Here is a 13,111-nt window from a genome sequence, read left to right on the forward strand (position 1 = left end):
AGCGGCGAGATCTCGCCGCGCGCCAGGCGCGCCGACTCGGTCAACACGCTGCGGACCTCGCCCTCGGACACTTCGCCGTGGCGATGGTCGATGACATGGTGCTGGGCGATCTCCGGGGCGAAGCAGCGATAGCCGATGCCCAGCTGATCGAGTCGCAGCAGGGTGAGGGTGGTCTCGTAGATCTCGGAACCATCCTGGACACCGCAGCCCGAGAGGATTACCGCCACCTGTTTGCTCATGCCTGTCTCCTTGCAGGGTTCGCCTGCCACCCGGCAGGACCAATAATCAAACTCAACACTCTAGAGTGAACAGGAGGGTGCGACAAGGCGAGACTTTCGGCGTACGGGCGCACTGATATACTCGATAGCAACCCTGACCCGCCGTCATCAGACTGTCATCCCGCGCCGCCACACTACCTTCAGCGTGCGGCGACCACCGCAGGAGAATTCTCTTGAGCTTCATGACCACCCGCCAGTTCCCCTCGACCCGCCTGCGCCGCATGCGCCGCGATGAGTTCTCGCGCCGCCTGATGCGCGAGAATGTCCTGACCCCTGCCGACCTTATCTGGCCGGTGTTCGTGCTGGAAGGTGAGGAACACCGCGAGGCAGTGCCCTCGATGCCCGGCGTCGAGCGCCTGTCGCTGGACCTGCTGATCGAGGAGGCCCGCGAGGCCCAGGCGCTGGGCATCCCGGCCCTCGCCCTCTTCCCGGTGATCGACCCCGCCCTGAAGAGCGAGCTGGCCGAGGAGGCCTACAGCGCCACCGGGCTGGTCCAGCGCAGCGTTCGCGCCCTGAAGGACGCCCTGCCGGAGCTGGGCATCATCACCGACGTGGCGCTGGATCCCTACACCAGCCATGGCCAGGACGGCATCATCGACGATCAGGGCTATGTGCTGAATGATCGTACTGTAGAGACTCTGCTCAAGCAGGCACTCTCCCACGCCGAGGCCGGCGCCGATGTGGTGGCGCCCTCGGACATGATGGATGGCCGCATCGGCGAGATCCGCCAGGTGCTGGAGCAGGAGCATCTGGTCAACACCCGCATCATGGCCTATAGCGCCAAGTACGCCTCGCGCTACTACGGCCCCTTCCGGGACGCCGTGGGCTCCGCCGCCAACCTGGGCCGGGCCGACAAGAGCACCTACCAGATGGACCCCGCCAACGGCGACGAGGCACTTCACGAAGTGGCCCTCGACCTTGCCGAGGGGGCCGACATGGTGATGATCAAGCCGGGCATGCCCTACCTGGACGTGGTACGCCGGGTTAAGGAGGAGCTCCGGGTGCCCACCTTCGCCTACCAGGTGAGCGGCGAGTACGCCATGCACATGGCCGCCTTCGAGAACGGCTGGCTGGACGCCGACAGCGTGATCCTCGAATCCCTGACCTGCTTCAAGCGTGCGGGAGCCGACGGCGTGCTGACCTACTTTGCCAAGCGGGCGGCCAGGCTGCTCGCCCCGTAACGGAAGGGGCTGCGCCCCTTCCAGAATCCCGAGAGAATTGACCATGGAAGACCGCAGTCCCGGGCCATCTGCAGGCCCACCCTCCCCCGTCCCGGCCGATGGCGGCTTGCACGGCACGGGGGAGGACGCGTCGGCCGAGACTCCCGCGCCACGCCTCAACCAGACCCGCACCGGCATCAAGCCAAAAGCGCTGCCGGAGACCGAGGCGGACCTCGCCGACCCTAGCCTTTACTTCAACCGCGAACTTTCCCATCTGCAGTTCAATATCCGCGTGCTGGAGCAGGCCCTGGACGAGGCGCACCCGCTGCTCAACCGGCTGATGTTCCTGTTGATATTTTCCTCCAACCTGGACGAGTTCTTCGAGATCCGGGTGGCCGGTCTCAAGCACCGGGTGGCCTTGGGTGACGACAGCACCGGCGTCGACGGCCGCTCGCCGAGCTCGGTTCTGGCGGAGATCTCGCAGATCGTCCACGAGCAGGTCGAGCGACAGTACCGCATCCTCAACGAGGGCCTGCTGCCAGCGATGAAGGACAAGGGCCTGCACTTCCGGCGGCGCAGCGAGTGGACCGCGGCCCAGCGCGACTGGGTCAATGACTACTTCGACGACGAGATCCTGCCGGTTATCAGTCCCATCGGGCTCGACCCCTCCCACCCTTTCCCGCGGCTGGTCAACAAGAGCCTCAACTTCATCGTCCAGCTCGAGGGCAAGGATGCCTTCGGCCGCGAGGGAGGACTCGCCATCCTGCCGGCGCCGCGCTCGCTGCCCCGGGTCATCGCCCTGCCGCCGGCGCTGTGCGAGGAGGGTTTCAAGGAGGCCGTCTTCCTCTCCTCGATGATCCACGCCCACGCCGAGGCGCTCTTCCCGGGCATGACGGTGCGCGGCTGCTACCAGTTCCGGCTGACCCGCAACGCCGACATGACCGTGGACCCGGAAGAGGTCTCGGACCTGGCTTCGGCGCTGCGTGGCGAGCTGCTGGCGCGGCGCTACGGCAGCGGCGTACGCCTGGAGGTGGTGGACACCTGCCCCGACGAGCTGGCCAATTTCCTGCTCAAGGAGTTCGCCCTGGGGCAGGAGGACCTCTACCGGGTCAACGGCCCGGTCAACCTGACTCGGATGATGGCCCTGATCGGAGAGGCGGAGCGGCCCGAGCTCCTCTACCGGCCCTTCACCCCGGGTCTGCCCAAGAGCCTCACAAAGGGCGGCAGCCTGTTCGACGCCATTGCCGGCGGCGACATCCTGCTCCACCATCCCTTCCAGACCTTCGCGCCCGTGGAGGAACTGCTCGCCGAGGCGGCTCGGGACCCGTCGGTGCTGGCCATCAAGCAGACCCTCTACCGCACCGGCGCCGACTCGCCCATCGTGGGCTCCCTGGTGGAGGCGGCCCGCGGCGGCAAGGAGGTCACCGTGGTGGTCGAGCTGCGCGCGCGCTTCGACGAGGCCGACAACCTGGCCCTGGCCTCGCGGCTGCAGGAGGCGGGCGCCATCGTCATCTACGGGGTGATGGCCTACAAGACCCATGCCAAGATGATGCACATCGTACGCCGCGAGAAGGGCCGGCTGCGCCACTATGCTCACCTGGGCACCGGCAACTACCACTCGCGGACGGCCAGGCTCTACACCGACTACAGTCTGCTCACCGCCGCCCCGGCCCTGTGCGAGGACGTTCACCAGGTCTTCCAGCAACTCTCGGGCATGGGCCGCGCCCGGCATATCGAGACCCTGCTGCACGCCCCCTTCACCCTCCACGAGGGGCTGGTGGCGATGATCGAGCGCGAGGCGGAGCACGCCCGCAAGGGGCGTCGCGCCCACCTGATCATCAAGTGCAACTCCCTGACCGAGCCGAAGCTGATCCAGGCGCTCTACCGCGCCTCCCGCGACGGGGTCGAGTGCGACCTGATCATCCGCGGCATGTGCTGCCTGCGTCCGGGCCTGCCGGGCGTCTCGGAGAGGATACGGGTGCGCTCGATCATCGGCCGCTTCCTGGAGCACACCCGGGTCTTCTATTTCCAGAACCACGGCAAGCCCGAGGTGTGGGGCTCCAGCGCCGACTTCATGACCCGCAACATGTTCCACCGGGTGGAGACCTGCTTTCCGCTACGCGACCGCAAGCTGGCCGCCCGGGTGCGCAAGGACCTGGAGACCTACCTGGTGGACAACTGCCAGAGCTGGCGACTGCAGCCCGACGGCCACTATGTCAAGCAGACACCGGGCGACGCCGCTCCGATCAGCGCCCAGGAGACGCTGCTCTACGCCTACGCCGCCAAGGCCTGAGCGGACACGGCATCAACCGCGCTTGAAGGCGGCCAGGTCCTGGGGGTCGAAGCCCTCGACCGTCTCGGCCAGGCCGCGCTCCTGGCGGGCCAGGCGAATCTTCTGGCGCTCGGCGAGCAGCTCGGCGTCGTCATCCAGAGTGCGGCCGTTGAGCTCGGCGAGCTGGGCCATGCCCTGGTGATAGAAAGTGAGGATGGTAAGCGCCGTGTCGTTGCCCTCCTCGGCGCCCCGGCGCAGCGCGGGCAGATAGACGCTGACCCGCGACAGGTGGTGCTTGAGTTGCCAGACGTAGCGCACCTCGGTCATCCAGGGCCGCTCGCGCAGCACCGCGAACACCAGGCTGGTGGCCACCAGTCCCAGCAGCACCCCCACCACGTTGAGCCAGAAGCCGCCGTCGAAGATGGCCTGCAGCAGCTGGGAGAAGACCAGCCCGAAGACGATCAGTTGGCCGGCCATGGCCAGGCTGATCAGGCGGCCCTTGCGGCGGTAGGTCTCGGGGTCGTGGTCTTCGAACCGGAATGACATGGGGGCTCCTGGGTGGCGAGTGGGAAATCGAGGTGATTATCCCGACTCGGCCCCCCGGGGTACAGGGCTACCTCAGCCGCTCGGCGGCGCCGAGCAGTAGCCGCTCGGTGGCCTCCCAGCCGATGCAGGCGTCGGTCACCGAGACGCCGTGGCGCAGCCGGCCGGGAACCAGGGGCTGCTTGCCCTCGTGTAGCTGGCTCTCGAGCATCACCCCCGCCAGGGCCTTCTCCCCCGCCAGGCGCTGGGCCAGGACATCGAGCAGCACCTCGCTCTGGCGGCGGTGGTCCTTGCGGGCGTTGGCGTGGCTGCAGTCCACCATCAGCCGCGGCGCGAGGCCCGCCTCTTCCAGAGCACGGCGCGCCGCCTGCACGTGGGTGGCCTGGTAGTTGGGCTCGCCGTGGCCGCCACGTAGCACCAGATGGGTATGGGCGTTGCCCTCGGTGTCGCGAATCATCGGGCGTCCCTCGGCGTCCAGGCCGAAGTGGCTGTGGGGGTGGGCGGCGGCCCGCATGGCGTCGAGCGCCACCCCGATGTCGCCGCTGGTGGCGTTCTTGAAGCCCACCACGGCGTCGAGGCCGCTGGCCAGCTCGCGATGCAGCTGGGACTCGGTGGTACGCGCGCCGATGGCCACCCAGGCCAGCAGGTCCTCCAGGTAGGGGGCGAGCATCGGCTGCAGCAGCTCGGTGGCCACCGGCAGGCCCAGCTCGGCCACCTCGCGCATCAGCCGGCGCGAGAGCGCCAGGCCACGGGCCATGTCGCCGCTGCCGTCGAGGTCCGGGTCATAGGCCAGCCCCTTCCAGCCCACGGTGGTGCGCGGCTTCTCCACGTAGACCCGCATCACCAGCAGCAGCCGGTCCGCCACCTTCGGCGCCAGCTCGGCCAGGCGGCGGGCATACGCCAGGGCCGCCTCGGGGTCGTGGATGGAACAGGGGCCCATCACCACCAGCAGGCGGTCGTCGCGGCCGGCGAGGATATCGCGGATGGCCTGGCGCTGGGACTCGATCCGGCGCGCCAGACCTGGGGGCAGGGGCAGGTCGCGGCGCAGTTCGCCGGGAGCGGGCAGGCACCGCGCCGGGACGGTGGCAGGGCGGGCGGGATTCAGGGCAGCGGCGGCAAGGGTAGCTTTCATGGGGTCATCGGCTCCGGGTAGCGGTCATACATCGTGTCGGTCGGGGGCCACCGAACTCGCTACGGTCGGAGGTGGCGGAGTGAGCCGACCGCAGCTCGCTAAATCGCCAGTAGCCGTAATAGCCGGTGAAGCCGGTCAGCGGGCGGATGGCGATGGATGCGGTCATGGTCTCACTCCTCTAGCGTCTTCTCTGGGTCATCGTGATGGCATGGTGGTATCGGCACGGCCAGAAGCGCAGAACCCCCGGGGCGGGTCGCCTGCCGGGGGTTCTGTCGGGAGGCGACCCGGGTGGGGCGTGCCTCTCGGCGATGTCGTGTCTACTGCTCAGGACGCGCTAGTCAGACATGGCCGCCGGCACACCGGTCATAAAGTAGCCATGCCAGAAATAGCCGTACCAACCGCCACGGGCGCCGCCGGTCGATGCGACACCGCGCACAGTGGCGCCGGCATGGGCGTCCTGGCAGCGGGGCATGTCAACGGCGAGTGCGGTCATGGTCGTCTCCTGAGTGAGCCCCCATCCTGCCCCATTGCAACGGAGCTGACAAGGGCAACCACGGCCGCGGCTCAGCCGGCGAAGAGCTGGATCAGGCCGACGGTGACCGGCAGGGCGCTCATGGTCACCAGCACGACCAGGCCCAACACCACCGACAGGATGCCGCTGTCGTCCTTGAAGTTCTCGTCATGTCCCGCCATCTGTCACTCCTTCCTCGAGGGTGGTCTTGTCAAGCGATGGGTGTTGCCGGGGCTATTCTAGCGAAGGTGCCGGCCGCCATCCACGGGCAGGGTCGCCCCGGTGACATAGCGATTGTCGAGCAGGTAGCGCAGGCTCTGGTAGATCACCCCGGGGCCGGGGATCATCTCCATGACCGACTTGGCCATGGCCTTCTCGACGTAGGCCTCGTCGTCGCCCTCGTTGAGCATGATCAGCGCCGGCGCGATGGCGTTGACCTGGATCGCCGGGGCGTACCGGGCCGCAAAGGAGAGGGTCAGGTTGTCGAGCCCCGCCTTGGTGGCGGCGTAGGCGGCGTGCCGCTTCGAACCCTTCTGCACCACGTAGTCGGTCATATGCACGATATCGCGCTGGGGCTCGCTGCACGCCTCCAGCAGCGCCCGGGCGTGCAGGTTGATCAGGTAGGGGGCCAGCATATGAATGCGAAACAGCCGCTCGAAGGTGGCACCCGCCTCGGGGCCGGTGGCGTCCGGGGCCCAGTCGCTGGCGTTATGGACGATCGCCCGCAGCGAGGGGGTCGCTTCCTTCAACCGCGCGATAAAGTCGAGGATGCCCGCCTCGCTGGCGAAGTCCGCCTGGAGGGTGACGATGCCGCGCGCACGCAGGGCCTCGAGCTCGGGACGCTCGCGGCGGTAGCTGATGATCACCGGGTGCCCATCGTCCACCAGGCGCTCGGCGCAGTGGCGTCCCAGCCGCTGGGCGCCGCCGGTGATCAGGATGGGCGAGGCACTCATGCCCGCCCATCCCTGACCAGACTGCCGGTGATGGGGACCAGCGGATCGCGGGGCGCATAGGCGAAGACATCGGAGAAGGTCCGCGAGGGCGAGAGCCCCAGCGAGGCCAGCACGTCCACGCAGGCATAGACCATGCCCGGCGAGCCGGAGAGGTAGACGTCCTGATCGGCGACATCCTCGAGCCCATAGGCCAGGGCCTGGTCGATGCGCCCCCGGTGGCCAATCACGCGCTCACCCGCCCAGGGCTCCTCGGGGGCCAGCTCGGTCACCGGGTGGAAGCGGAAGCCGGGGTGGGCCTCGGCCCACTCCCGGGGCAGCCGCTCCTGGTAGAGCTGGCGCCGCTCCCGGGCCGCCCACCAGAGATCGATCTCCCGCGCCGGATCGGCCGCCAGCGCCGCCTCGGCGATCGCCTTCATCTGGGCGAAGCCGGTGCCGGCGGCGATCAGCAGCAGCGGACGCTCGCTGTCCGGGTCGAGCACGCAGTCGCCGCCGGGCAGCCGCAGGGTCAGCCGGCTGGCCACCTGGACCAGCTCGCGCAGCCGCGCGGAGTTCTCGCGCTCCGGCCAATGCTGGATATGTAGCTCGATCACGCCGTCGCCGCCGTGGGCGTTGGCGATGGAGAAGGGTACCCAGGTCTGGTCGTCCAGCTTGAGCTCCAGATACTGGCCCGGCGCATGGGCCACCGCCTCGGGGCGGCCCTCCAGCTGCACCCGGAAGACGTCCGGGGTGAGGTCCTCGACCTCGTCGACCAGGCAGGTCAGGGTCCTTGGCGTCATGAAAGCCTCGTGTCAGGGGTCGTGTTGTCGGGGAGCTCGATGCCCAGCTCGTTCCAGCGCTCGCTGACGCGGGCCTTGACGGCCTCGTCCATGACGATGGGCACCCCCCACTCGCGATCGGTCTCGCCGGGCCACTTGCTGGTGGCGTCCAGGCCCATCTTGGAGCCGAGGCCGGAGACAGGCGAGGCGAAGTCCAGGTAGTCGATGGGGGTATTCTCCACCATCACGGTGTCCCGCGCCGGGTCCATGCGGGTGGTGATGGCCCAGATCACGTCCTCCCAGTCCCGGGCGCTGACGTCGTCGTCGAGCACCACCACGAACTTGGTATACATGAACTGGCGCAGGAAGCTCCAGACCCCCATCATCACCCGCTTGGCGTGGCCCGGGTACTGCTTCTTCATGGTCACCACCGCCATGCGGTAGGAGCAGCCCTCCGGCGGCAGGTAGAAGTCGACGATCTCCGGGAACTGGCGGCGCAGGATCGGCACGAACACCTCGTTGAGGGCGAGGCCGAGGATCGCCGGCTCGTCGGGCGGGCGGCCGGTGTAGGTGGAGTGGTAGATGGCGCCTTCGCGCATGGTCATGCGCGTCACGGTGAACACCGGGAAGGTGTCCACCTCGTTGTAGTAGCCGGTATGGTCGCCGTAGGGGCCTTCGGGCGCGGTGTCATCCGGGTAGATAAAGCCTTCCAGAATAATTTCTGCTGACGCCGGCACGTCCAGGTCGGCATGGCCGCACTTGACCAGCTCGGTGCGCGAGCCGCGCAGCAGCCCGGCGAAGGCGTACTCGGAGAGCGAGTCCGGCACCGGGGTCACCGCGCCGAGGATGGTGGCCGGGTCGGCGCCGAGCGCCACCGCCACCGGGAAGGGCTCGCCGGGGTGGGTCTGCTGGAACTCCTGGAAGTCGAGCGCCCCGCCGCGATGGGAGAGCCAGCGCATGATCAGGCGGTTCCTGGAGAGCTTCTGCTGGCGATAGATGCCGAGGTTCTGGCGCTTCTTGTGGGGGCCGCGGGTGATCACCAGGGGCCAGGTGACCAGGGGCGCGGCGTCGCCGGGCCAGCAGTGCTGGATCGGCAGGCGGCCGAGGTCGACCTCGTCGCCCTCATAGACGCGCTCCTGCACCGGCGCCGAGCGGACCTTCTTCGGCCCCATGCTCATCACCTGCTTGAAGATCGGCAGCTTGTCCCAGGCGTCGCGCAGGCCCTTGGGCGGCTCCGGCTCCTTGAGGAAGGCCAGCAGCTCGCCCACCTCGCGCAGGGCCGACACGCTCTCCTGGCCCATGCCGAGGGCCACCCGCTTCGGCGTGCCGAAGAGGTTGCCGAGCAGCGGCATGTCGTGCCCCTTGACGTTCTCGAACAGCAGCGCCGGACCGCCGGCGCGCAGGGTGCGATCGCAGATCTCGGTGACCTCGAGATAGGGGTCCACCTCGGCGGTGATGCGCTGGAGCTCGCCCTGGGCCTCCAGGGCGCTGATGAAGTCTCGCAGGTCCTTGTACTTCATTCGGTTTTCCCGTTTCCGGAACCACAAAAGGGGCAGCATACCACGCCGCCCCTTTCCGCACCGCTGATCGCGCTTAGCGGCGCTTCATCGCTTCGAAGAACTCGATATTCGTCTTGGTATCCTTGAGGCGGTCGATCAGGAACTCGGTGGCTGCGGTGTCCTCCATGGGGTTGAGCAGCTTGCGCAGGATCCACATGCGCTGCATCTCGTCCTCGGAGGCGATCAGGTCCTCGCGGCGGGTGCCGCTGCGGCGGATATTGATGGCCGGGTAGACGCGTCGCTCGGCCAGCTTGCGGTCCAGGTGCGCCTCCATGTTGCCGGTGCCCTTGAACTCCTCGAAGATCACCTCGTCCATCTTGGAGCCGGTGTCCACCAGCGCCGTGGCGATGATGGTCAGGCTGCCGCCCTCCTCGATGTTGCGCGCCGCGCCGAAGAAGCGCTTGGGCTTCTCCAGGGCGTGGGCGTCCACACCGCCGGTCAGCACCTTGCCGGAGCTCGGCACCACGGTGTTGTAGGCGCGCGCCAGGCGGGTGATGGAGTCGAGCAGGATCACCACGTCCTTCTTGTGCTCCACCAGGCGCTTGGCCTTCTCGATCACCATTTCGGCGACCTGGACGTGGCGCGCCGCCGGCTCGTCGAAGGTCGAGGCCACCACCTCGCCGCGCACGGTGCGCGACATCTCGGTCACCTCTTCCGGGCGCTCGTCGATGAGCAGCACGATCAGATGGCACTCAGGGTCGTTGCGAGTGATGGAGGTGGCGATATTCTGCAGCATCAGCGTCTTGCCCGCCTTGGGCGGGGAGACCAGCAGGCCGCGCTGTCCCTTGCCGATGGGGGCGGTGAGATCGATGATCCGCGCGGTGAGGTCCTCGGTGGAGCCGTTGCCGATCTCCATGCGCAGCCGCTCCTGGGGAAACAGCGGCGTGAGGTTCTCGAAGAGAATCTTGTGCTTGGCGTTCTCCGGCTTGTCGAAGTTGATCTCACTGACCTTCAGCAGCGCGAAGTAGCGCTCCCCCTCCTTGGGCGGCCGGATCTTGCCGGAGATGGTATCGCCCTTGCGCAGGTTGAAGCGCCGGATCTGGGAGGGCGACACATAGATGTCGTCGGGCCCGGCCAGGTAGGAGCTGTCGGCGCTGCGCAGGAAGCCGAACCCATCCTGCAGGATCTCCAGCACGCCGTCGCCGAAGATCGGCTCACCGCTCTTGGCGTGCTTCTTGAGGATGGCAAAGATGATGTCCTGCTTGCGGGAGCGTGCCAGGTTGTCGATGCCCATCTCGCGGGCGATCTCCAGGAGTTCCGGCACGGGCTTTTGCTTGAGTTCGGTAAGATTCATCGGTGTGTTCAGAGATTGCTCGTGGAAGCCGGGCGTCGGTGCGCCGCGTGTGGCGGGAGGCGAGACAAAAACGCCGCGTGGGGTGCGTTCAGAGCCCGGACAGGCTGCCACTCGTCACTTCCCTCCCATGGCCATGGGGGTGGCAACCGCAGGGGGGAGCCGGGCCGTTCTGGGAGTCGAGGGGGCAGATTCGCTCTCGCCTGATCAGCGACCTCGGCATGGGGCCGGGATTCCGCTGGGCATAGTGGGCTGTCTGACGACTTGGAAAAGACCGAGACGGGAACGCCGTGGAACGGTCGGGAAGCATTCGGAACAGGCGAACGCCTCGATACTAGTCAAGGCCGCACACGAACGCAAGCCCTGGCCGCGCGAAGCAATTGACAGAGCCGAGGGCTGGCCGCAACCTTTCTCCCCAGACATCTTCAAGGATTCGCCATGACCTCGCCAACGGAACCGGCCCCTGCCCCGCCTGCCACTCGGCGCCTGGCCGCCATCGACCTGGGCTCCAACAGCTTCCATCTGCTGGTGGCCAACTACCGTGACGATCGCCTGCAGGTGGTGGCGCGGCTCGGCGAGAAGGTACAGCTGGCCGCCGGCCTCGACGACGAGGGCCTGCTCGACGAGGACACCCTGCAGCGCGCCATGCACTGCCTGGTCCGCTTCGCTCCCTTCGTGGAGGACATCGGCCCCGGCCACCTGCGGGTGGTGGGCACCAATGCCCTGCGCGACGCCGCCAACAGCCAGGCACTCATCGAGCGCGCCGAGGCGCTGCTGGGCTGCCCCATCGAGATCATCGCCGGCCGCGAGGAGGCCCGCCTCATCTACCTGGGGGCGGCCCACGCCCTGGCCGAGGAGGGGCGTCGTCTAATCGTCGACATCGGCGGGGGCTCCACCGAGTTCATCATCGGTGAACGCTTCGAGCCGATGGCCCTGGAGAGCCTGCGGATGGGCTGTGTCACCTTCACCCGCCGTTTCTTCGAAGGCGGCGAGATCAGCGAGAAGCGCATGCGTCGGGCGGAGCTGGCCGCCCTCTCGGAGCTGGCCAACATCCGCCGCCAGTACCGCGAGCTGGGCTGGGAGGACCCGGTGGGCTCCAGCGGCACCATCAAGGCCGCCGCCGCGGTGATCCACGCCGCCGGCGAGGGCCCCGAAGGCGTAGTCACGCGGGAGGGCCTGACCGCCCTGCGCGAGAGGCTGATCAGGTGCCGACAGCTCGACAGGGTCTCCCTGGAGGGCCTCAAGCCCGATCGGGCGAGGGTCTTCCCCGCCGGGGTGGCGGTGCTCGGCGCCGTCTTCGAGGCCTTCGGCCTCGAGCGGCTGCGCTACGCCGACGGCGCCCTGCGCGAAGGCGTGCTCTACGACATGGTGGGGCGCAACGGCCCGGAGGACTCGCGCCTCAAGTCGCTGGCCAGCCTGGAACGCCGCTCCGGCGTGGATACCCGCCAGGCCGCCAACGTGACGGCGAGCGCCGTCGCCCTCTTCGACCAGGTGCGCGCTGCCTGGCGCCTCGACGACAACCAGCGCCGCTTCCTGGCCTGGGGGGCCCGCCTCCACGAGATCGGCCTGGCGATCTCCCACAGCCAGTTCCACCGCCATGGCGCCTACCTGCTGGAGCACGCCGACCTGGCCGGCTTCTCGCGGCCCGAGCAGCGCCTGCTGGCCTTCCTGGTGCGCGCCCATCGCCGCAAGTTCCCGCTCAAGGAGTGGCAGGCCCTACCCGCCTCGTTGCAGGCCTCCCATGCGCGGCTGGCCCGGCTGCTGCGCCTGGCGGTGCTGCTCAATCACAGCCGGCCGGAGCAGCCGCCGACCACCCCGCGCCTGGCTGCCGACGGCGAAGCGCTGCGACTGCAGCTGCCCGCCGGCGACGACACCATGCTGCTGGTCACCGACCTGGAGCAGGAGGCCGCCTATCAGCAGGCGGCGGGCTTCTCCCTGGCGCTCTCGCCCGCCTGAGCCCGCCACCCCTCGGCCAGGGCCAGCCAGCGCTCGCCCACCGGGTCGAGCAGCGCCACCGCCGTCTCGCCCTGCCAGACCACCAGCAGCCGCTGCCGCTCCCAGGGTGGCACCGCCAGCTCCTGCAGCAGCCGCTTGAGATCCCGTGAGCCGCGCCCGGCCAGACGCAGCCGCTCGCCGCCCCGGCGGGGCCGCAGCACCAGCGCCCCGGCCGCTTGCGGCGGCCCGGCCAGGCGCAGGTCGCAGACGCCCAGGTGGGTCGACAGGGGCGAGGTGCCGTCCCAGCGGCACGCCCAGTCCCCCGGCAGCGCCGGCAGCGGCACCAGCAGATGGAGCTCGCCGCGCCAGATCCGCGCCTCGCCGCCGGGCCAGGCCACGCAGGCCTCGGCGTCCCTTCGGGCCTCGAGCTGCGACAGCAGCTCCGCGAGCCGCCGGGCCGGCGGTAGCGGCAGCCCCAACTGTAAGGCGGCGTGGCGCACCAGCAGGCGCCGGCGGGGCCGGGAGAGCGCGCCGAGCTCGGCCACCGCCAGGCGGGCAGGGTCGCCGCCGAGGCGCGCCAGATCGAGCTCGGCCAGCTCGCCGAGCAGCCCCTCCGCCTCGGCGGCCAGGGCGGCGCTGCGCGTGAGGGACTCAGCGGCCCGGGGCCAGCGCGCCGCCAGTCGCGGCAGGACCTCGTGACGCAGATAGTTGCGGTCCTGATG

Annotated in this window: 12 protein-coding genes and 1 pseudogene; 3 read left to right on the forward strand and 10 right to left on the reverse strand. The window is 68.9% G+C overall.

Going from position 1 to position 13,111, the window contains the following annotated elements:
* Positions 1 to 239 (reverse strand): annotated as a pseudogene (locus J5F18_RS19205) (isoprenoid biosynthesis protein ElbB); the annotation flags it as partial.
* Positions 240 to 451: 212 nt separating this feature from the next.
* On the opposite strand from J5F18_RS19205, the gene hemB reads away from it, so the two are divergent.
* Positions 452 to 1,459 (forward strand): porphobilinogen synthase, encoded by a 1,008-nt coding sequence (gene hemB, locus J5F18_RS19210; RefSeq protein ID WP_346300114.1) that lies wholly within the window; start codon positions 452 to 454, stop codon positions 1,457 to 1,459.
* Positions 1,460 to 1,502: 43 nt separating this feature from the next.
* The gene (ppk1, locus tag J5F18_RS19215; RefSeq protein WP_346300115.1) at positions 1,503 to 3,731 is read left to right on the forward strand and encodes a polyphosphate kinase 1; all 2,229 of its coding nucleotides are present in this window, start codon (positions 1,503 to 1,505) and stop codon (positions 3,729 to 3,731) included.
* Between the two features lie 12 nt (positions 3,732 to 3,743).
* Here ppk1 and J5F18_RS19220 read toward each other — a convergent pair whose 3' ends face one another.
* From J5F18_RS19220 to rho, 8 genes are all read right to left on the reverse strand, one after another.
* A complete protein-coding gene (locus J5F18_RS19220) occupies positions 3,744 to 4,256 on the reverse strand; it encodes a DUF3087 family protein (RefSeq protein WP_346300116.1) in 513 nt (170 codons plus the stop codon).
* Positions 4,257 to 4,323: 67 nt separating this feature from the next.
* The gene (locus J5F18_RS19225) at positions 4,324 to 5,385 is read right to left on the reverse strand and encodes a 3-deoxy-7-phosphoheptulonate synthase (protein ID WP_346300117.1); all 1,062 of its coding nucleotides are present in this window, start codon (positions 5,383 to 5,385) and stop codon (positions 4,324 to 4,326) included.
* A gap of 334 nt (positions 5,386 to 5,719) precedes the next feature.
* Positions 5,720 to 5,878: a hypothetical protein gene (locus J5F18_RS19230; RefSeq protein ID WP_346300118.1), complete on the reverse strand. Its 159-nt coding sequence runs from the start codon at positions 5,876 to 5,878 to the stop codon at positions 5,720 to 5,722.
* Positions 5,879 to 5,949: 71 nt separating this feature from the next.
* Complete coding sequence (locus tag J5F18_RS19235) at positions 5,950 to 6,078, reverse strand: hypothetical protein (RefSeq protein ID WP_346300119.1); 129 nt, start codon at positions 6,076 to 6,078, stop codon at positions 5,950 to 5,952.
* 57 nt (positions 6,079 to 6,135) lie between these two features.
* The gene (gene folM, locus J5F18_RS19240; protein WP_346300120.1) at positions 6,136 to 6,849 is read right to left on the reverse strand and encodes a dihydromonapterin reductase; all 714 of its coding nucleotides are present in this window, start codon (positions 6,847 to 6,849) and stop codon (positions 6,136 to 6,138) included.
* Positions 6,846 to 7,625: an FAD-binding oxidoreductase gene (locus J5F18_RS19245; RefSeq protein ID WP_346300121.1), complete on the reverse strand. Its 780-nt coding sequence runs from the start codon at positions 7,623 to 7,625 to the stop codon at positions 6,846 to 6,848. Before J5F18_RS19245 ends, folM begins: the two co-directional genes overlap by 4 nt.
* Positions 7,622 to 9,124: a 4-hydroxy-3-polyprenylbenzoate decarboxylase gene (gene ubiD / locus J5F18_RS19250; RefSeq protein ID WP_346300122.1), complete on the reverse strand. Its 1,503-nt coding sequence runs from the start codon at positions 9,122 to 9,124 to the stop codon at positions 7,622 to 7,624. Before ubiD ends, J5F18_RS19245 begins: the two co-directional genes overlap by 4 nt.
* Positions 9,125 to 9,197: 73 nt before the next feature.
* On the reverse strand, positions 9,198 to 10,457 hold the full coding sequence (gene rho / locus J5F18_RS19255) for a transcription termination factor Rho (protein ID WP_346300123.1): 1,260 nt from the start codon (positions 10,455 to 10,457) through the stop codon (positions 9,198 to 9,200).
* A 435-nt stretch (positions 10,458 to 10,892) separates the two neighbouring features.
* Between rho and ppx the strand changes: the two genes are divergently transcribed.
* The gene (gene ppx / locus J5F18_RS19260; RefSeq protein WP_346300124.1) at positions 10,893 to 12,410 is read left to right on the forward strand and encodes an exopolyphosphatase; all 1,518 of its coding nucleotides are present in this window, start codon (positions 10,893 to 10,895) and stop codon (positions 12,408 to 12,410) included.
* Here the strand turns inward: ppx and tilS are convergent.
* Positions 12,368 to 13,111: tRNA lysidine(34) synthetase TilS (tilS, locus tag J5F18_RS19265; protein WP_346300125.1), on the reverse strand; the 744-nt coding region annotated here is incomplete at its 5' end. The genes ppx and tilS overlap by 43 nt on opposite strands.

This window comes from Halomonas sp. BM-2019 (assembly GCF_017584085.1).

What these genes read in the sequence shown, in the direction of transcription:
- ppk1 (WP_346300115.1), top strand. Translation starts at nt 1,503, where the DNA reads ATGGAAGACCGCAGTCCCGGGCCATCTGCAGGCCCACCCTCCCCCGTC.
- J5F18_RS19220 (WP_346300116.1), bottom strand. Translation starts at nt 4,256, where the DNA reads ATGTCATTCCGGTTCGAAGACCACGACCCCGAGACCTACCGCCGCAAG.
- J5F18_RS19225 (WP_346300117.1), bottom strand. Translation starts at nt 5,385, where the DNA reads ATGAAAGCTACCCTTGCCGCCGCTGCCCTGAATCCCGCCCGCCCTGCC.
- J5F18_RS19230 (WP_346300118.1), bottom strand. Translation starts at nt 5,878, where the DNA reads ATGACCGCACTCGCCGTTGACATGCCCCGCTGCCAGGACGCCCATGCC.
- J5F18_RS19235 (WP_346300119.1), bottom strand. Translation starts at nt 6,078, where the DNA reads ATGGCGGGACATGACGAGAACTTCAAGGACGACAGCGGCATCCTGTCG.
- folM (WP_346300120.1), bottom strand. Translation starts at nt 6,849, where the DNA reads ATGAGTGCCTCGCCCATCCTGATCACCGGCGGCGCCCAGCGGCTGGGA.
- J5F18_RS19245 (WP_346300121.1), bottom strand. Translation starts at nt 7,625, where the DNA reads ATGACGCCAAGGACCCTGACCTGCCTGGTCGACGAGGTCGAGGACCTC.
- ubiD (WP_346300122.1), bottom strand. Translation starts at nt 9,124, where the DNA reads ATGAAGTACAAGGACCTGCGAGACTTCATCAGCGCCCTGGAGGCCCAG.
- rho (WP_346300123.1), bottom strand. Translation starts at nt 10,457, where the DNA reads ATGAATCTTACCGAACTCAAGCAAAAGCCCGTGCCGGAACTCCTGGAG.
- ppx (WP_346300124.1), top strand. Translation starts at nt 10,893, where the DNA reads ATGACCTCGCCAACGGAACCGGCCCCTGCCCCGCCTGCCACTCGGCGC.